This window comes from Burkholderia sp. COPS (genome assembly GCF_019425585.1).
GTDB lineage: Bacteria > Pseudomonadota > Gammaproteobacteria > Burkholderiales > Burkholderiaceae > Burkholderia > Burkholderia cepacia.
In genome coordinates this window covers 16,992-35,099 of sequence record NZ_WIXR01000018.1, presented here as the reverse complement: position 1 = coordinate 35,099, position 18,108 = coordinate 16,992, and the positions used below count along the sequence as shown (strand labels likewise).

Here is an 18,108-nt window from a genome sequence, read left to right as displayed (position 1 = left end):
ATTACAGGATTCCGATGATTTTCACTTCGAACGTGAGCGCTTGGCCCGCGAGCGGATGATTGAAGTCGAACAGTGCCGAGGTCTCGCTGACTTCCTTCAGCACCCCCGCGTACCGGCCGCCGTCCGGCGCATTGAACTCGATCAGTTCGCCCGGCGTGAAATCGTCGCCGACCATCCCGTTCTCGCGCAGCGTCGACAGCGTGACGCGCTGGAGCATGTCGGGATTGCGGGGACCGAACCCCTGTGCGGGCGATAGCTGAAAAGTCGAATGGTCGCCGACCCTGAGCCCGATCAGAATCTGTTCCAGCGACGGCGCCAGTTGCCCCGCGCCGAGCAGCAGCGTGGCCGGCTTGTCGGTGAAGGTGTTGACGATGTCGGCGCCGTCGGCCAGTGCCAGCCGGTAATGCAACGTGACGTGGGAACCGGGCTTCACTTCGGATAGATCGATGAGGCTCATGAATTACTCGTTCGGTCGGCGCCCGATACGGCCGAAAGGCCCGGCGCAAAGCCAATATTGTAAGTCACCTGAGCGCGCAAGGCGGAAAGTGCGACGACGTCGCGCATACCGCCCGCCGCCAATGGAGTTTCGAGCATGCTGTCACCCTGCCTCACCCTGCCGCCCGTCGAATGCCGCGACACCGCCGATCTGCCGGCCGATCCGCCCGGCCGCGGCCTCCCGATCCGCCGGCGCAAGCGCCGCCCGCGCGACTGGCGGCCCGAGCGGCCGCGCGAGCGATTGCTGGAGCGCGGGCCGGCCGCGCTGACCAACGACGAACTGATCGCCCTGTTGCTCGGCACCGGCAAGCCGGGGCACGACGTGTTCGTCACGGCCCGCGCGCTGGTCGGGCAGTTCAAGACGTTGCGCGGGCTGCTCGAGGCAACCGCCGACGATTTCGAGGCGCACCCCGGCATCGGCCCCGCGCGCTCCGCGCGGCTGGTTGCGGTCACCGAGATCGCGCGGCGCGTACTGAAGGAGAAAGCGCGCGAGAAGCGGCTGATCGATTCGCCCGGCGCGGTCGAGGACTATCTGCGGATGAAGATCGGCGCGCGCCCGTACGAAGTGTTCGCCGCGGTCTACCTCGACGCGCGCCACGGCCTGATCGACACCGAGGAAATCACGCGCGGTTCGCTGACGCGCATGGCCGTCTACCCGCGCGAGATCGTGCGCAGCGCGATGGCGCACAACGCCGCCGCGCTGATCGTCGCGCACAACCATCCGTCGGGCGCGGTGCAGCCGAGCGCCGAGGATCGGCGCCTGACCCGCGTGCTGTACGACGCGCTCGCGCTCGTCGACGTTCAGCTGCTCGATCACGTCGTCATCGGCACCAGTGATACTTTTTCGTTCGCACGGGCCGGTTGGCTGTAGACTGTGCGGTTGCGGCCCGCCTGAGGGCGCCGCAACGGCGATGCGAAATTAGGTTTGATTTTTCTGAACTTTTTCTGCTAGAATCGCCGTCTGTCTTTTTTCCAACCAGTTCTAGCCATCGAAGGGCCTTGTCTGTAAGGGCTTCGGCGTTCTGAGTGCAGCCATGGATCACGTGGCGGTACGATGGAACCTTCATCGGCGATCGAACCCCGAATTTAGCGTATTAGGAGTGCTCTCATGGCACGCGTATGCCAAGTAACTGGGAAAGCGCCGATGAGCGGCAACAACGTTTCCCACGCCAACAACAAGACGAAGCGCCGCTTCCTGCCGAACCTGCAAAACCGCCGGTTCTGGGTAGAGAGCGAAAACCGCTGGGTGCGCCTGCGCGTCTCGAACGCCGGCCTGCGCCTGATCGACAAGAACGGCATCGATTCCGTGCTCGCTGACCTGCGCGCACGCGGCGAAGCCTAAGCCCAAGGAGCACAATCATGGCAAAAGGCGCACGCGACAAGATCAAGCTCGAGTCGACCGCTGGTACGGGTCACTTCTACACGACCACGAAGAACAAGCGCAACATGCCGGAAAAGATGGCGATCAAGAAGTTCGATCCCGTCGTCCGCAAGCATGTGGAATACAAAGAAACCAAGATCAAGTAATCTCCGGTTTCTGCCAGCCTGACGGCGACCGAAAAGCCCCGCACATGCGGGGCTTTTTGTTTTGCGCGCACGCTCCGGCGCGACGCGGTATGCTCTCCCCTTTCCGCGGCTGCGGCCGCCGGAACGCACAAGATCAAAAGCGTAACGATGGAGATGCAGCATGAAATTCGACGTGGCGATCGTCGGCAGCGGCCTGGCAGGGCTGTCGGTCGCACTCAACCTGGCCAGCACGCGACGTGTCGCGCTGATCGCGAAACGTTCGATGATGGAGGGGGCAAGCGATAACGCGCAAGGCGGCATCGCGGCCGTCCTCGATTCGGCGGACAGCATCGAGAACCACGTCGACGACACGCTGGTCGCCGGCGGCGGGCTGTGCGACGAAGGCGCGACGCGCTACATCGTCGAGCACGGCCGCGAAGCGATCGAATGGCTGATCTCCCAGGGCGTGCCGTTCACGAAGGACGACGCTGCCGAGCTCGGCTTCCACCTCACGCGCGAAGGCGGCCACAGCCACCGCCGGATTATCCACGCGGCCGACGCGACCGGCCACGCGGTGCTCGCGACGCTGTCGGCGCGGGCGCGCCAGCATCCGAACATTACGTTCTTCGAGAACCACCACGCGATCGACCTGATCACGTCGGACCGCCTCGGCCTGCCCGGCCGCCGCTGTCACGGCCTGTATGCGCTCGACGTCGACAACGACCGCACGATCACGATCGAGGCACCGCATACGGTGCTCGCGACCGGCGGCGCCGGCAAGGTCTACCTGTACACGACGAACCCCGACACCGCGACCGGCGACGGCATCGCGATGGCGTGGCGCGCGGGCTGCCGCGTGTCCAACATGGAATTCATCCAGTTCCACCCGACCTGCCTGTTCCATCCGTATGCAAAGTCGTTCCTGATCTCGGAAGCCGTGCGCGGCGAAGGCGGCCTGCTGAAGTTGCCCGACGGTACGCGCTTCATGCCCGCGCACGATCCTCGCGCCGAACTCGCACCGCGCGACATCGTCGCACGCGCGATCGACTTCGAGATCAAGAAGCGCGGGATCGACTGCGTATATCTCGACATCAGCCACCAGCCGGAAGCGTTCCTGCGCGAGCACTTCCCGACGATCCACGCGCGCTGCCTCGAATTCGGCATCGATATCGCGAAGCAGCCGATTCCCGTCGTGCCGGCCGCACACTACACGTGCGGCGGCGTCGTCACCGATCTCGCCGGGCGCACCGATCTCGCGGGCCTGTATGCGGTCGGCGAAACGTCGTACACCGGGCTCCACGGTGCGAACCGGCTCGCGAGCAACTCGCTGCTCGAATGCCTCGTGATCGGCCGCGCGGCGGCCGGGGCGATCGAGGCGGCCGGCTTCGATGCCGAAACACCCGCCACGCTGCCCGCATGGGACGAAAGCCGCGTGTCGGATGCGGACGAGGAAGTCGTCGTTGCGCACAACTGGGACGAGCTGCGCCGCCTGATGTGGAACTACGTCGGCATCGTGCGTACCGACAAGCGCCTCGAACGCGCGAAGCACCGGCTGTCGCTGCTGCGCGACGAGATCCAGGAGTACTACGCGAACTTCCGCGTGACGCGCGACCTGCTCGAACTGCGCAACCTCGTCGACGTGGCGACACTGATCGTGAAAAGCGCGTACTCGCGCCGCGAAAGCCGCGGGCTGCACTACAGCCGCGACTGGCCGAACACGCTGCCGAAGGCGCTGCCGAGCGTGCTCACGCCCCGCTCGCGCCGCTGACCGCCACGCCGTTCCGGCTGCGGCCCACAAAAAAGCCGCTGGCGTTTGCGCGCCAGCGGCTTTTTTTCGTCAGACGGTATGTCGCGCGGTCAGTCGACGATACGCATCGAATAGTCCGTCGCGCGCACGTCCTTCGTCAGCGCGCCGATCGAGATACGGTCGACACCCGTTTCCGCGAACGCACGCACCGTATCGAAATTGACGCCGCCCGACACTTCGAGCACGGCCTTGCCGTTCGCGACACGCACCGCTTCACGCATCATGTCCAGCGTGAAGTTGTCGAGCAGTACCGACTGCGCGCGATGCGCGAGCGCCGTATCGAGTTGCGCGAGCGTCTCGACTTCGACCTGCACGGGCACGCCCGACTCCAGCGCGAACGCCGCGTCGAGCGCCTCGCCGACACCGCCTGCCGCTGCGATGTGGTTCTCCTTGATCAGGATGCCGTCATACAGCGCGAGACGCTGGTTCTCGCCGCCGCCGACACGCACAGCGTATTTCTGCGCGAGCCGCAGGCCGGGCAGCGTCTTGCGCGTATCGAGAATCTTCGCACGCGTGCCTTCGACGCGCTCGACGTAACGGCGCGTCGCAGTCGCGACCCCCGACAGCAATTGCAGGAAGTTCAGTCCGTTGCGCTCGGCCGTCAGCAGTGCACGCGCCGGCCCTTCGAGTTCGCAGACGGTCGAATCGGGCGTCATCCGGTCGCCTTCGCGATAGCGCCATTGCACGACGATTGCCGGATCGATTCGCGCAATCACGGCCTCGAACCACGGTACACCGCACAACACGGCGTCTTCCCGCACGATGATGCGCGCCCGGCGACGCCCGCCGGCCGGTACGAGCCGCCCGGTCTGGTCGCCCGTGCCGACGTCTTCCGCGATCGCATCGGCCACGTTGCGCGCGATCGCGTCGTCGAATGCCGCACCGTATTGCTCCCGGACGACGTCGAACAGCGGGGATACGGCTGCGTTCGTCATGCAGCCCCCACGTTCGCAAACAGTTGCTGGTCGCGCTGCAGATCGCCGCTCGCCTGCACGCGCTTCTTGTGCGCCGCTGCGAAGTCGAGCATCCGGTCGATCGGCAGACGTGCACGCTCGCCGATCGCGGGATCGACGAAGATCTCGTTGTGACCGCGTTCGAGCACGTCGGCGAGGTTCGCGAGGCCGTTCATCGCCATCCACGGGCAATGTGCGCAGCTCTTGCAGGTTGCGCTGTTGCCGGCCGTCGGTGCGGCGATGAAGGTCTTGCCCGGCGCCGCGATCTGCATCTTGTGCAGGATGCCGAGATCGGTCGCGACAATGAAGCGCGTCGCGTCAAATTTCACGGCTGCGTCGATCAATTGCGTCGTCGAGCCGACGACGTCCGCCTGTGCGACGACGTTTTCCGGCGATTCGGGGTGGACGAGCACCTTCGCGTCCGGATACTCGGCGCGCAGCAGGTCGAGTTCGATGCCCTTGAACTCGTCGTGGACGAGGCACGAGCCTTGCCACAACAGCATGTCCGCGCGGGTTTTCTTCTGGATGTAGCTGCCGAGATGGCGATCCGGTGCCCAGATGATCTTCTCGCCGCGCGCATGCAGGTCGGCCACGATCTCGAGGCCGATCGACGACGTGACCATCCAGTCCGCGCGCGCCTTCACGGCGGCGCTGGTATTCGCGTAGACGACGACGGTACGGTCGGGATGCGCATCGCAGAACGCCGAGAATTCGTCGACCGGGCAGCCGAGGTCGAGCGAGCAGGTCGCATCGAGGTCGGGCATCAGGATCCGCTTGTTCGGGCTCAGGATCTTCGCGGTTTCGCCCATGAAGCGCACGCCGGCGACGACCAGTGTCTGCGCGTCGTGATCGCGGCCGAAGCGGGCCATTTCGAGCGAGTCGGCGACACAGCCGCCCGTTTCGTCGGCCAGTTCCTGCAATTCGGCGTCGACGTAGTAGTGCGCGACCAGGACGGCCTTTTCACGAACGAGCAGCGCCTTGATACGTGCCTTCAGTGCAGCGCGCTCTTCGGCGGACGGTGCGTCGGGCACCTTGGCCCATGCCTGCCCCACGCCGCACACGGTCCCTGCTGCGACGGGCCGATCGTATTCGACGGGTTTGATCGTCGATTGCATCTCCATATCTCCTGTCGATCCAAGTTAGCGCTTTGGCGCTCACCTGGATCCCATGCTTCGCGGTCGACCAGCATCGGCGCCTTCGCGCCCCCTCCGGCCTCACCCCTGTGCTCGCCCCGGGGCAACCATTCGCCGCCGCCCCAAGCCTCATACAAATCCGGCCCAACCGGTCACCTTCAAAAACCGGAAGTCCAAATAAAAAACCCCGCCAACGCGGGGTTTTTGACGTCCTTAGATTCTAATCGATTTCGAATCAGGCGTAGCGGCGCAGGCGCGTCGCGAATTCCTGCAGCGCCTTGATGCCGCTTTGTTCTGCGCGATGGCACCAATCCTGCAATTGCGCGAGAAGCTGTTCGCGCGATGCAGTCGAACGATCCCAGATCGCGGCCAGATCCTGGCGGAGCTGGAAGTACGTGTGCAGCTTCTGGCTGTTCGCGAAGATTTCCGGCAGCAGCTTCTTCTGCGGCTCGTCGAGGCCGTCGGCATCCTTGTGGAACCACTTGCGCGCACCACGCATCAGCTGGTACTTCTCGCCGCCGATTTCCTTCAGGTGCGCAAGCTCCTGGCGGTATGCGCGCTTCACGGCCTTGCCGTAGCGCGCCATCACTTCGTAGCGGTTCGACAGCACGGCCTGCAGCGTTTCCTGGTCGAGCACCGTCTTCGGCTTGTTCAGGCGCGGCGTCGGTGCGACCTTCTTCACCTTCGCGAGACCGAATGCCGACATGATGCGGATGTACATCCAGCCGATGTCGAACTCGTACCACTTGTTCGACAGCTTCGCCGACGTCGCGAACGTGTGGTGGTTGTTGTGCAGCTCTTCGCCGCCGATCACGATGCCCCACGGGAACAGGTTCGTGCTCGCGTCGGCCGAGTTGAAGTTGCGATAACCCCAGAAGTGACCGAAGCCGTTGACGACGCCAGCCGCCCAGAACGGAATCCAGACCATCTGCACGGCCCAGACGGTCAGGCCGAGCACGCCGAACAGCGCGACGTCGATCACCATCATCAGGCTCACGCCGAGGATCGGGTACTTCGAGTAGATGTTGCGTTCGATCCAGTCGTTCGGCGTGCCGTGGCTGAACTTGCGCATCGTCTCTTCATTCTTCGCTTCCGCGCGATACAGCTCGGCGCCCTCGAGGAACACCTTCCAGATGCCGCGCGTCTGCGGGCTGTGCGGATCTTCCTCGGTCTCGCACTTCGCATGGTGCTTGCGGTGAATCGCGGCCCACTGGCCCGTCAGCATGCCGGTCGTCATCCACAGCCAGAGGCGGAAGAAGTGGCTCGCGATCGGATGCAGCTCGAGTGCGCGATGCGCCTGGCAGCGGTGCAGGTAGACCGTCACGCCGATGATCGTGACGTGCGTGACGGCGAGCGCGAACAGCGCGACCTGCCACCACGAAAAATGCAGGAGCCCGTGGGAAAGAAAATCGAGCAGGGAATTCAACAAGGCAGTTACCTGTGATGAGAGCGACGCCGGCCCGCGCCAAGCGTCAGAAAAATGAAAGCATACCGCGTGTAGACCAGAATTTTACTTCAACCGTTCCAAGTCTTTGTAAAAAATGAACATTTTCTTGCCCTGACGCAACCAGCGCAGTCCATGGGCGGACTCGGAACGGCCCGCGATCCGGTTTCGACCGCGGGGTCGATACGTTTGGCGGCCAGCTTGCGCTACGCAGCCGGTGCGCGCCCGTCCACCGCGCCGTTGCCGACCGCCACGCCCGTAGCAGGAAAGCTGTCCGGCAGCCCCACGACCCGCACTTCGCGCTGCGGGAACGGGATCGAAATCCCGTGCTCGCTGAACAGCCGCCAGATATTGCGGTTCACGGTCGAACGCACGCCGGACGTCCCTTTCGCCGAGTCCTCGATCCAGAAACCGAGCTCCAGGTCGATCCCGTCCGCACCGAAACCCACCAGATACGGGGTCGGAGCCGGTTCCGCCAGCACGCGCGGCACGTCCCTGGCCGCCTCGGCGAGCAACACGAGCGCGTGCTCGACATCGCTGGTGTACGCGACCTGCACCGCGACCTTCGCGTAGCCGCGCGTCAGGTACGACGACTGGTTCTGCACGACGTCGGTGATCAGTTTCTCGTTCGGAATCAGCGTCTCGTTGCCGTCGAGGCCGCGCACGACCGTGTAGCGTGTGCGAATCTGCGTGACGACGCCCTGCAGCCCGCCGACGCTGATCGCGTCGCCGAGCCGCAGCGAGCGGTCGAGCAGGATGATGAAACCCGACACGTAGTTGCTGGCGATCTTCTGCAGCCCGAAACCGAGGCCGACACCCACCGCGCCGCCGAACACGCCGAGCACCGTCACGTCGATGCCGACCAGCGACAGCCCGATCAGGATCGCCGCGAATACCAGCAGCGCGCGGCCGACCCGCGACAGCACGACCTTCAGGTTCGCGTCGAGCGTGCTTGCGCGCGTGAGGCGGTCCTCGAGCACCGAGCCCAGCCACATCGCGACCATCAGCGTCACGCATACCCACAGCGCGCCGGAAATCACCGACAGCAGCGTGAGGTGCGCGTTGGCGACGCGGAACTGCACGCTGTCGAGCCAGCCCAGCACGTCGCGCTGAATGCCCAGCACGGTCAGCACCATCGCGGCCCACACGACGGTCGACACGATCTTCTCGACGATCGACAGCCACGCATGCGTGTGGCCGTCGCGCGCGAACACGCGCCGCGCGAAGAAGAACAGCACGTAGATCAGCCCGATGCCGAACAGCGGCACGAGCGCCAGCGACAGCAGCGACGTCGACATGAACGGGTCGAACGCGAGTTGCGCGGCGCCGACGAAGACGCTGCCGAACAACGGGAACAGCGCGCGCTTCAGGCTTTGCGCGCCCGCGCCGGGCGCGCGGCCGGCCGCCCGGCGGCGTGCATCGATGCGGCCGTGCACGAAGCGCGCGGTCACCCATGCGAAACACAGCGCGCCGACGAGGATCGCCGCCTGCCAGATCATCACCGGCTGGTGGAAGTCACGAATGACCGATTCCAGCCGGTGCGACAGCAGGCGGCTCTGCAGGTTTTCCATCGTCAGTCCGGGCAGTCGTTACTGCGCGGCGCGCCGTTCGAGAACCGCGGCGAAGAAGCCGTCGGTCGCGTGACGGTGCGGCCACAACGACAGGTAGTCGCCGGTCTCGAGCGCGATGCGCTGGTCATCCAGCACCTTCTGCGCCGGCACCAGCACGAACTCGGGATGATCGGCCAGGAACTGCTCGACGATGCGTTCGTTCTCGGCGTCGAGCACGCTGCAGGTGGCGTAGACGAGCCGGCCGCCCTTCTTCACCAGGCGCGCGGCGCTCGCGAGGATCGACGCCTGCTTCGGCGTGAGTTCGTCGATCGCGGTGCGCGTCTGGCGCCACTTCAGGTCCGGATTGCGGCGCAGCGTGCCGAGGCCGCTGCACGGCGCGTCGACCAGCACGCGGTCGATCTTGCCGGCGAGCCGCTTGATCTTCGCGTCGTGCTCGCTGTCGATCAGCACCGGGTTCACGTTCGACAGCCCGCTGCGCGCGAGGCGCGGCTTCAGCTTCGCGAGGCGCTTCTCCGACACGTCGAACGCATAGAGGCGCCCGGTCGAGCGCATCATCGCGCCCAGCGCGAGCGTCTTGCCGCCCGCGCCCGCGCAGAAATCGACGACCATCTCGCCGCGGCGCGGCGCGACCAGCGAACACAGCAGCTGGCTGCCTTCGTCCTGCACCTCGATCGCGCCTTCCTCGAACAGCTTCAGGCGCGTCAGCGCCGGCTTGCCGACCACGCGCACGCCGAACGGCGCGAACGGGGTCGCGCCCGCGTCGATGCCGCTCGCGCGCAGCCCGTCGATGACCTGGTCGCGGCTCGCCTTCTGCGCATTGGCGCGCAGGTCGAGCGGCGCCGGATAGTTCAGCGCGGCGGCGAGCTGCGCGAGCTCATCGGCATCGAAACGGGCCGACAGCGCCTGGTAAATCCAGTCGGGCAGGTTCGTGCGAATGCGCACCGGCAGGCTCGCCGGGTCGATTTTCGACACGTGCTCGAGCCAGGCCGACTCGGTGTCCGACAGAAATGGCTTCAGCGCATTGCGGCCGACCGTCTGCATCAGGCCGAGCAGCGTGAGGCGTCGTGCCGGCGTACCGGTGCCGCTCTCGGCGAGGTGCGAAAACTCCATTTTCCGGCGCAGCACCGCGAACACCGCCTCGGCGATCACACCGCGTTCGGCATGCCCGAGCTTCGGGTGCGCGCGGAAGAACCGGCTCGTCGTCGCGTCGGCGGGGCCGGCGAACTTCAGCACCTCGGCCAGCAAAGTCTCGGTCTGGCCGATCAGGAATCCGTGCAGCTTCATACGCCCTCACTCGTTTCGGTATGCGGTTGATCCGCGAAAATCCAGCGCGCCTCTTCCGGCGCCACCACTGCACGGCCGTTCTCGAGGCGCAAACGGCCCTCGATGAACCAGCGCACCGCGCGCGGATACAGCACATGCTCGACCGCCAGCACGCGCTGCGCGAGCGCCGCCGCGTCGTCGCCCGCGCGCACGGGCACCGCGCCCTGCGCGACGATCGCGCCGCTGTCGAGCTCGGGGATGACGAAATGCACGCTCGCGCCATGCAGCGCGACACCCGCGTCGAGCGCCTGCTGATGCGTGTGGATGCCCTTGAAGCTCGGCAGCAGCGACGGATGGATGTTCAGCAACCGGCCTTCGTATCGTCTGACGAATGCGGGCGTGAGGATGCGCATGAAGCCGGCGAGGACGACGAGATCGGGCGCGAACCGGTCGATCTCGGCGGCGAGCGCCGCGTCGAAGCTGTCGCGGCCGTCGAACGAACGGTGGTCGACCACCGCCGTCGCCACCCCGTGCGACGCGGCAAAAGCCAGTCCGGCCGCGTCGGGCCGGTTGGCGATCACGGCGGCAATCTCGGCCGGCCAGCGTTCCTGCGCGCACGCGCGGACGATGGCCTCCATGTTGCTGCCGCGACCGGAAATCAGGATCACGAGTTTTTTCATCCGCGAATTTTACCATTCGCCCCCGCGTTTCCCGCCTTCTCGGCCGCCGGCCCGCCCGAACGTTTATAATCTTCTGCTTTGCGGCATCCCACCGCCCATTCCCCGACGCTGCATCCGCTATCGTGAAAGTCTTCCGCGGCCTGCCCAACGCCGAGAGCCGCGCCCCGTGCGCGCTGACGATCGGCAACTTCGACGGTGTCCATCGCGGCCACCAGGCCCTGCTCGCGCGCGTGCGCGCGGCAGCGGACGCGCGCGGCCTGCCCGTGTGCGTGATGACGTTCGAGCCGCACCCGCGCGAATTCTTCAACCCCGCCGGCGCGCCGCCGCGCATCGCGATGCTGCGCGACAAGCTCGAGGCGCTGCGCGACCACGGTGTCGACCGCGTCGTCGTCGAGCACTTCAATCACACGTTCGCGAGCCAGTCGCCGCAGGCGTTCGTCGAACGCACGCTGGTGAACGGGCTGCACACGCGCTGGATGATGGTCGGCGACGATTTCTGCTACGGCGCGAAGCGCGCGGGCACCTTCGACACGCTGAAGGCGGCCGGCGAACAGTACGGCTTCGAGGTCGAGCAAATGGGTACGGTCGCGGGCAGCGACGGCACGCGCATCTCCAGCTCGGGCGTGCGCGCCGCGCTCGCCGCGGGCGATCTCGACGCGGCCGCGCAGGCGCTCGGCCACGGCTATGCGATCAGCGGCCACGTCGCGCACGGGCTGAAGCTCGGCCGCGACCTCGGCTTCCCGACGCTGAACCTGCCGATCGCGCACAAGCGTCCGGCGCTCGCGGGCATCTTCGTCGTGCAGGTGCACGGCCTCGGCCCCACCCCGCTGCCGGGCGTCGCGAGCCTCGGGCTGCGCCCGACCGTCGACGATTCCGGCCGCGTGCTGCTCGAGGTCCACCTGCTCGACTGGCACGGCGACGCGTACGGCAAGCTCATCCGCGTCGAATTCCTGAAAAAGCTGCGCGACGAGGCGAAATTCGACGATCTCGAGGCGCTGTCGCGCGCGATCGCGCTGGACGTCGCGAATGCACGCGCGTACTTCATCGAGCGCGACCGTGCGCCGGGCAGCCGCGCCACGGGCTTCTCGACGTCGGCCACCGACCGAATTAGCTGATCCGGACGGCGGCGCCTGGCGCCGCACCCTCGCGCCGCTCACTCGCGCGCATCCCCGATTCACGACGCTCGCGCGTCTCCCGATTTAGATAGCGACCCCATCATGAGCAACAAGAAAGCCGATTCGAAACCGCAGGCCAAGTATCCGGTCAACCTGCTCGACACGCCGTTCCCGATGCGCGGCGACCTGCCCAAGCGCGAGCCGCAGTGGGTCAAGGAATGGGAAGAACGCGGCCTCTACGAGAAGATCCGCGCGGCCAGCAAGGGCCGGCCGAAATTCATCCTGCACGACGGCCCGCCGTATGCGAACGGCGACATCCACCTCGGCCACGCAGTCAACAAGATCCTGAAGGACATCGTCGTCAAGTCGCGCAACATGGCCGGCTTCGACGCGCCGTACGTGCCCGGCTGGGATTGCCACGGAATGCCGATCGAGATCCAGATCGAGAAGCAGTTCGGCAAGTCGCTGCCGGCGGCCGAAGTGATGAGCAAGGCGCGCGCGTACGCGACCGAGCAGATCGAGAAGCAGAAGGTCGGCTTCAAGCGTCTCGGCGTGCTCGGCGACTGGGCCAACCCGTACAAGACGATGAACTTCGTCAACGAGGCGGAAGAGCTCCGCGCGCTCGGCAAGATCATCGAGAAGGGTTACGTGTATCGCGGGCTGAAGCCGGTGAACTGGTGCTTCGACTGCGGCTCGGCGCTCGCGGAAGCGGAAGTCGAGTACAAGGACCGCACCGACCCGACGATCGACGTGATGTTCGCGTTCGCGGAACCGGAAAAGACCGCGCAGGCGTTCGGCCTGCCGGCGCTGCCGCGCGCCGACGGCGGCATCGTGATCTGGACCACCACGCCGTGGACGATCCCCGCGAACCAGGCGCTGAACCTCCATCCGGAAATCGTCTACGCGCTGGTCGACACCGAGCGCGGGCTGCTGATCATCGCGGAAGAACGCGTCGAAGCCTGCATGTCCGACTTCAAGCTGACCGGCCGCGTCGTTGCAACCGCGCCGGGCGTGAAGCTCGCGAACCTGCGCTTCCATCACCCGCTCGCATCGGCCCACCCCGGCTACAAGCGCACCGCGCCCGTCTACCTCGGCGACTACGTGACGACCGACACGGGTACCGGCGTCGTGCACTCGTCGCCGGCATACGGCATCGAGGACTTCCAGTCGTGCAAGGCGCACGGGATGACCGACTCAGACATCATCAACCCGGTGATGGGCGACGGTCGTTACATCGAATCGCTGCCGCTGTTCGGCGGCCTGTCGATCTGGGACGCGAACCCGAAGGTCGTCGACGCGCTGCGCGAAGCCGGCTCGCTGCTGCGCAGCGAGCACTACAAGCACAGCTACATGCACTGCTGGCGTCACAAGACGGCGATCATCTACCGTGCGACGTCGCAGTGGTTCGCCGGCATGGACGTGACGCCGCGCGACGGCGGCAAGACGCTGCGCGAAACCGCGCTCGAAGGCATCGACGCCACCGCGTTCTACCCGTCGTGGGGCAAGCAGCGCCTGTTCAGCATGATCGCGAACCGTCCCGACTGGACGCTGTCGCGCCAGCGCCAATGGGGCGTGCCGATGGCGTTCTTCGTGCACAAGGAAACCGGCGAGCTGCACCCGCGCACGCTCGAGCTGCTCGAGGAAGTCGCGAAGCGCGTCGAGCAGTCGGGCATCGAAGCATGGCAAACGCTCGACCCGCGCGAGCTGATCGGCGACGACGCGAACCTGTACGAAAAGAACCGCGACACGCTCGACGTGTGGTTCGACTCGGGCACGACGCACTGGCACGTGCTGCGCGGCTCGCACAAGGATCAGCTGCAGTTCCCGGCCGACCTCTACCTCGAAGGCTCGGACCAGCACCGCGGCTGGTTCCACTCGTCGCTGCTGACCGCGTCGATGATCGACGGCCGTGCGCCGTACAAGGGCCTGCTCACGCACGGCTTCACGGTCGACGGCGAAGGCCGCAAGATGAGCAAGTCGCTCGGCAACGGCATCGATCCGCATGAAGTCGCGAACCGCCTCGGCGCGGAAATCATCCGCCTGTGGATCGCATCGACCGACTATTCGGGCGAGCTCGCGATCTCCGAGGAAATCCTGAAGCGCGTGACCGAAGGCTATCGCCGCATCCGCAACACGCTGCGCTTCCTGCTCGCGAACCTGTCGGACTTCGACTTCGCGCAGCACGCGGTGCCCGTCGAGGACTGGCTCGAGATCGACCGTTATGCGGTCGCGTTCTCGCAGCAACTGCAGACGGAACTGCTCGGCCACTACGAGAAGTACGAATTCCACCCGGTCGTCGCGAAGCTGCAGACGTACTGCTCGGAAGATCTCGGCGGCTTCTACCTCGACGTGCTGAAGGACCGCCTGTACACGAGCGCGGCCGATTCGCGCGCGCGCCGCTCCGCGCAGACCGCGCTGTACCATCTCACGCACGGCCTGCTGCGCGTGCTCGCGCCGTTCCTGTCGTTCACGGCGGAAGAAGCGTGGAAGGTGTTCCAGCCGGCCAGCGACACGATCTTCACGGAAACCTACTACGCGTATCCGGAAGTCGCCGACTCGGCCGCGCTGATCGAGAAGTGGGCGCTGCTGCGCGACGTGCGCGGCAACGTGACGAAGGCGCTCGAGGAAGCGCGCACCGCGAACCGCATCGGTTCGTCGCTGCAGGCCGAAGTCGCCGTGCATGCGAGCGGCGCACGCTACGACGCGCTCACGAGCCTCGGCGACGATCTCAAGTTCGTGCTGATCACGTCGGCCGCGACGGTCGTCAAGGTCGACGACGAAGCGCAGGAAAGCGTCGACGTCGCAGCGTCGAAGTACCAGAAGTGCGAACGCTGCTGGCACTACCGCGAAGATGTCGGCGCGCACGCCGATCACCCGACGCTGTGCGGCCGCTGCTTCTCCAACCTGTTCGAAAACGGCGAAATCCGGAGCGCTGCTTGAATATGGCGAAAACCCTGTCGAAACCGGCCAGCGGCGCGCTTGCGCCCTGGCTGGGCATTTCGCTGATCGTGATCCTGTTCGACCAGCTGTCGAAGATCGCGATCCTGAAAACGTTCGTGTACGGCGCGCAGCACGCGCTGACGTCGTTCTTCAACCTCGTGCTGGTGTACAACCGCGGCGCCGCGTTCGGCTTCCTGTCGACCGCGAGCGGCTGGCAACGCTGGGCGTTCACCGCGCTCGGCATCGGCGCGACGCTCGTGATCTGCTTCCTGCTGAAGCGCCACGGCCACCAGCGGCTGTTCAGCGTGTCGCTCGCGCTGATCCTCGGCGGCGCGCTCGGCAACGTGATCGACCGGCTCGTCTACGGCCACGTGATCGACTTCCTCGATTTCCACCTCGGCGCCTGGCACTTCCCGGCGTTCAACCTCGCCGATTCCGCGATCACGATCGGCGCGGTGCTGCTGATCTACGACGAACTGCGTCGCGTGCGCGGCTCGCGCTAAGCGCGCATACTCGGCGTCGACGGCCGGCTTCGCGCCGGCCGTTCCGTTCGACCCTTGGAGGCCTGAGTTGGCACAAGCAGAACTCGCAGGAAAACACCTCGTTCTCGGCCTGACGGGCGGCATCGCCTGCTACAAGATCGCCGAGCTCGCGCGGCTGCTCGTGAAGGCAGGCGCGACCGTGCAGGTCGCGATGACCGAAGCCGCTACCCAGTTCATCACGCCCGTCACGATGCAGGCGCTGTCGGGCCGGCCCGTCTATACGAGCCAGTGGGACGCGCGCATCGACAACAACATGGCGCACATCGACCTGTCGCGTGAAGCCGACGCGATCGTGATTGCGCCGGCGTCGACGGATTTCCTCGCGAAGCTCGCGCACGGGTTCGCGGACGATCTGCTGTCGACGCTGTGCGTCGCGCGCGATTGCCCGCTGCTCGTCGTCCCCGCGATGAACCGCCAGATGTGGCAGAACCCGGCCACGCAACGCAACGCCGCGCAACTGCGCGCGGACGGCGTGTCGGTGCTCGGCCCGGATTCGGGTGCGCAGGCGTGCGGCGAAGTCGGCGACGGCCGCATGCTCGAGCCCGAGGCGATCTATGAAGCGATCGTCGCGCACTTCGCGCCGAAGGTGCTCGCGCACCGGCGCGTGCTGATCACGGCCGGCCCGACGTTCGAGCCGCTCGACCCGGTACGCGGCCTCACGAACCGCTCGAGCGGCAAGATGGGTTTCGCGCTCGCGCGCGCCGCGCAGCAGGCCGGCGCCGACGTGCATCTCGTCGCGGGGCCGGTCGCGCTCGACACGCCGTGGGGCGTCTACCGCCAGGACGTGCAGACGGCCCAGCAGATGTACGACGCGGTAATGCAGGCCGTGAACGACGCCGACATCTTCATCGCGGTGGCCGCGGTCGCCGACTGGCGCGTCCCCCAGCCGGCCGAGCACAAGATGAAGAAGACGGCCGACCGCAAGATGCCCGCACTCGCATTCGTCGAGAACCCGGACATCCTCGCGTCGGTCGCGGCGCTGCCCGATCCGCCGTACTGCGTCGGGTTCGCGGCCGAAAGCGGCGACCTCGACGTGCACGGCGACGAGAAGCGCAAACGCAAGAACGTGCCGCTGCTCGTCGGCAACCTCGGCCCGCTGACGTTCGGCCGCGACGACAACGAAGTCGTGCTGTTCGAGGCAACCGGCCTCACGCGCCTGCCGCGCGCACCGAAAGACGAACTCGCGCACACGCTCGTCGCGGAAATCGCGAAACGCCTGCCCGACAACCGCCTGATCTGATCTCCCGCGCGGCGGTGCTTGCTGCCGCGCCCTTCCCGACCGATTCGACGACCGCATGAAACTCGACCTGAAGATTCTCGACGCGCGCATGCGCGACTACCTGCCCGCCTATGCGACCACCGGCAGCGCGGGCCTCGACCTGCGCGCATGCCTCGACGCGCCGGTCACGCTGCAGCCGGGCGAAACGACGCTCGTGCCGACCGGCCTCGCGATTCACCTCGCCGATCCGGGCTACGCCGCGCTGATCCTGCCGCGCTCGGGCCTCGGCCACAAGCACGGCATCGTGCTCGGCAACCTCGTCGGCCTGATTGATTCCGACTACCAGGGCCAGCTGATGGTCTCGACGTGGAACCGCGGCCAGACCGAGTTCGTGCTGAATCCGTTCGAACGGCTCGCGCAACTCGTGATCGTGCCGGTCGTGCAGGCGCAGTTCAACATCGTCGACGACTTCGCGGAAAGCGATCGCGGCGAAGGCGGCTTCGGCAGCACCGGCCGTCACTGAACGGCGCAATGACAAAGGGGCCTCGCGGCCCCTTTTTTTCTGTCCGTCGCCGTCACTCTTCGACGGGTTGCGCGATCCGCGCGGGCGCAAGGTCGCGCTGCCGCGCCTGGGCGACGATCGCGTAGATCACCAGTGCGACCAGCACGCCGAGCAGCACCGCCGACGAACCTACCGTCCCGAGCGCGAGGCCACCCTTCGCAACCGGCTTCGTCAGCAGATCGCCGACCGTCGCACCGAACGGCCGCGTGAGCACGAACGCGGCCCAGAACAGCAGCACGCCCGAGATCCGCGTGAAATAGTGCGCAAGCACGATCGCCGCGAGCAACCCGCCGATCAGCAGCGCGCCGCCGCCGAAACCGAGCCCCGAGCTGTCCGCGAGGAAGTCGCCGAGCGCGGTGCCCAGCGTGTTCGAGAACAGGATCGCGATCCAGTACAGCAGCTCGACCTTGCGCGTGCGGATCAGGTCGACCGACAGCGATTCGCCGCTGAGCCGCCACACGGCGAAGATGGCCAGCAGGATCGCGACCAGGATCGACGAGCCGGCCGCATAACCGAGGCCGAGCGTGCGATCCATGAAATCGGACATCGTCGTGCCGGCCGTGCTCGTCGCGACGATCACGGCCCAGTAGATCGCCGGGCGATAACGCGTCGTCCTGAGCTGCGCGCCCAGCGTCACGAGAAAAAAACCGAACAGCAGGATCGAGCTCACCGCATAACCGACGTTCAGCGTCATCGACAGCAGGTCGCCACCGGTTTCGCCGAGCGTCGTCGCGCAGATCTTCATGATCCAGAACGCGAGCGTGATTTCGGGAAGTTTGTTCATTCGCACCCCTTTTTGCAGGAAAGCGGCGAGCCGGCGCATGCCGCGCCCGCCTTGCAGGCAGGATCGAATGTAGTCGCCGCGGGCTTAACGGAAC

17 protein-coding genes are annotated in these 18,108 nt (G+C 66.3%); 9 read left to right on the top strand and 8 right to left on the bottom strand.

The genetic code is table 11. The features are described from left to right. Position 1: 1 nt before the first annotated feature. A complete protein-coding gene (locus FOZ70_RS17615) occupies positions 2 to 457 on the bottom strand; it encodes a peptidylprolyl isomerase (protein WP_219706357.1) in 456 nt (151 codons plus the stop codon). 135 nt (positions 458 to 592) lie between these two features. On the opposite strand from FOZ70_RS17615, the gene radC reads away from it, so the two are divergent. The 4 genes from radC to nadB all read left to right on the top strand — a co-directional run bounded on the left by radC (position 593) and on the right by nadB (position 3,769). Next, on the top strand, positions 593 to 1,366 hold the full coding sequence (gene radC / locus FOZ70_RS17610; RefSeq protein ID WP_059709626.1) for a DNA repair protein RadC: 774 nt from the start codon (positions 593 to 595) through the stop codon (positions 1,364 to 1,366). A gap of 237 nt (positions 1,367 to 1,603) precedes the next feature. Next, a complete protein-coding gene (rpmB, locus tag FOZ70_RS17605; RefSeq protein ID WP_004186391.1) occupies positions 1,604 to 1,837 on the top strand; it encodes a 50S ribosomal protein L28 in 234 nt (77 codons plus the stop codon). Positions 1,838 to 1,854: 17 nt separating this feature from the next. After that, on the top strand, positions 1,855 to 2,022 hold the full coding sequence (rpmG, locus tag FOZ70_RS17600; protein ID WP_006478046.1) for a 50S ribosomal protein L33: 168 nt from the start codon (positions 1,855 to 1,857) through the stop codon (positions 2,020 to 2,022). Positions 2,023 to 2,182: 160 nt separating this feature from the next. Beyond that, on the top strand, positions 2,183 to 3,769 hold the full coding sequence (gene nadB / locus FOZ70_RS17595; RefSeq protein WP_021160752.1) for an L-aspartate oxidase: 1,587 nt from the start codon (positions 2,183 to 2,185) through the stop codon (positions 3,767 to 3,769). Positions 3,770 to 3,858: 89 nt separating this feature from the next. Here the strand turns inward: nadB and nadC are convergent, their stop codons facing one another. The 6 genes from nadC to purN form a co-directional block, all read right to left on the bottom strand. Then, the gene (gene nadC, locus FOZ70_RS17590; protein WP_021160751.1) at positions 3,859 to 4,743 is read right to left on the bottom strand and encodes a carboxylating nicotinate-nucleotide diphosphorylase; all 885 of its coding nucleotides are present in this window, start codon (positions 4,741 to 4,743) and stop codon (positions 3,859 to 3,861) included. Continuing rightward, positions 4,740 to 5,876 (bottom strand): quinolinate synthase NadA, encoded by a 1,137-nt coding sequence (nadA, locus tag FOZ70_RS17585; RefSeq protein WP_219706356.1) that lies wholly within the window; start codon positions 5,874 to 5,876, stop codon positions 4,740 to 4,742. The genes nadC and nadA overlap by 4 nt, the downstream gene beginning before the upstream one ends. Positions 5,877 to 6,129: 253 nt before the next feature. Next, positions 6,130 to 7,323 carry an acyl-CoA desaturase gene (locus tag FOZ70_RS17580; protein ID WP_027786669.1) on the bottom strand — a complete coding sequence of 398 codons (1,194 nt, stop codon included), beginning with the start codon at positions 7,321 to 7,323 and terminating at the stop codon, positions 6,130 to 6,132. A 221-nt stretch (positions 7,324 to 7,544) separates the two neighbouring features. Then, on the bottom strand, positions 7,545 to 8,909 hold the full coding sequence (locus tag FOZ70_RS17575; RefSeq protein WP_219706355.1) for a mechanosensitive ion channel domain-containing protein: 1,365 nt from the start codon (positions 8,907 to 8,909) through the stop codon (positions 7,545 to 7,547). A gap of 18 nt (positions 8,910 to 8,927) precedes the next feature. Continuing rightward, complete coding sequence (locus FOZ70_RS17570; RefSeq protein ID WP_060218357.1) at positions 8,928 to 10,193, bottom strand: RsmB/NOP family class I SAM-dependent RNA methyltransferase; 1,266 nt, start codon at positions 10,191 to 10,193, stop codon at positions 8,928 to 8,930. Beyond that, the gene (purN, locus tag FOZ70_RS17565; protein ID WP_021160746.1) at positions 10,190 to 10,852 is read right to left on the bottom strand and encodes a phosphoribosylglycinamide formyltransferase; all 663 of its coding nucleotides are present in this window, start codon (positions 10,850 to 10,852) and stop codon (positions 10,190 to 10,192) included. The genes FOZ70_RS17570 and purN overlap by 4 nt, the downstream gene beginning before the upstream one ends. Positions 10,853 to 10,974: 122 nt before the next feature. On the opposite strand from purN, the gene FOZ70_RS17560 reads away from it, so the two are divergent. From FOZ70_RS17560 to dut, 5 genes are all read left to right on the top strand, one after another. Then, positions 10,975 to 11,967, top strand: a complete 993-nt coding sequence (locus FOZ70_RS17560; RefSeq protein ID WP_021160745.1) for a bifunctional riboflavin kinase/FAD synthetase — start codon at positions 10,975 to 10,977, stop codon at positions 11,965 to 11,967. 102 nt (positions 11,968 to 12,069) lie between these two features. After that, entirely contained in the window at positions 12,070 to 14,907 is a 2,838-nt protein-coding gene (ileS, locus tag FOZ70_RS17555) for an isoleucine--tRNA ligase (RefSeq protein WP_219706354.1), read from the top strand. A gap of 2 nt (positions 14,908 to 14,909) precedes the next feature. Beyond that, complete coding sequence (gene lspA / locus FOZ70_RS17550) at positions 14,910 to 15,410, top strand: signal peptidase II (RefSeq protein ID WP_021160743.1); 501 nt, start codon at positions 14,910 to 14,912, stop codon at positions 15,408 to 15,410. A gap of 67 nt (positions 15,411 to 15,477) precedes the next feature. Further along, positions 15,478 to 16,689: a bifunctional phosphopantothenoylcysteine decarboxylase/phosphopantothenate--cysteine ligase CoaBC gene (gene coaBC / locus FOZ70_RS17545; protein WP_219706353.1), complete on the top strand. Its 1,212-nt coding sequence runs from the start codon at positions 15,478 to 15,480 to the stop codon at positions 16,687 to 16,689. Between the two features lie 55 nt (positions 16,690 to 16,744). Continuing rightward, positions 16,745 to 17,191 (top strand): dUTP diphosphatase, encoded by a 447-nt coding sequence (dut, locus tag FOZ70_RS17540; RefSeq protein ID WP_021160741.1) that lies wholly within the window; start codon positions 16,745 to 16,747, stop codon positions 17,189 to 17,191. A 52-nt stretch (positions 17,192 to 17,243) separates the two neighbouring features. Here dut and FOZ70_RS17535 read toward each other — a convergent pair whose 3' ends face one another. Beyond that, the gene (locus FOZ70_RS17535) at positions 17,244 to 18,014 is read right to left on the bottom strand and encodes a membrane protein (protein ID WP_042975795.1); all 771 of its coding nucleotides are present in this window, start codon (positions 18,012 to 18,014) and stop codon (positions 17,244 to 17,246) included. Between the last annotated feature and the right edge of the window lie 94 nt (positions 18,015 to 18,108).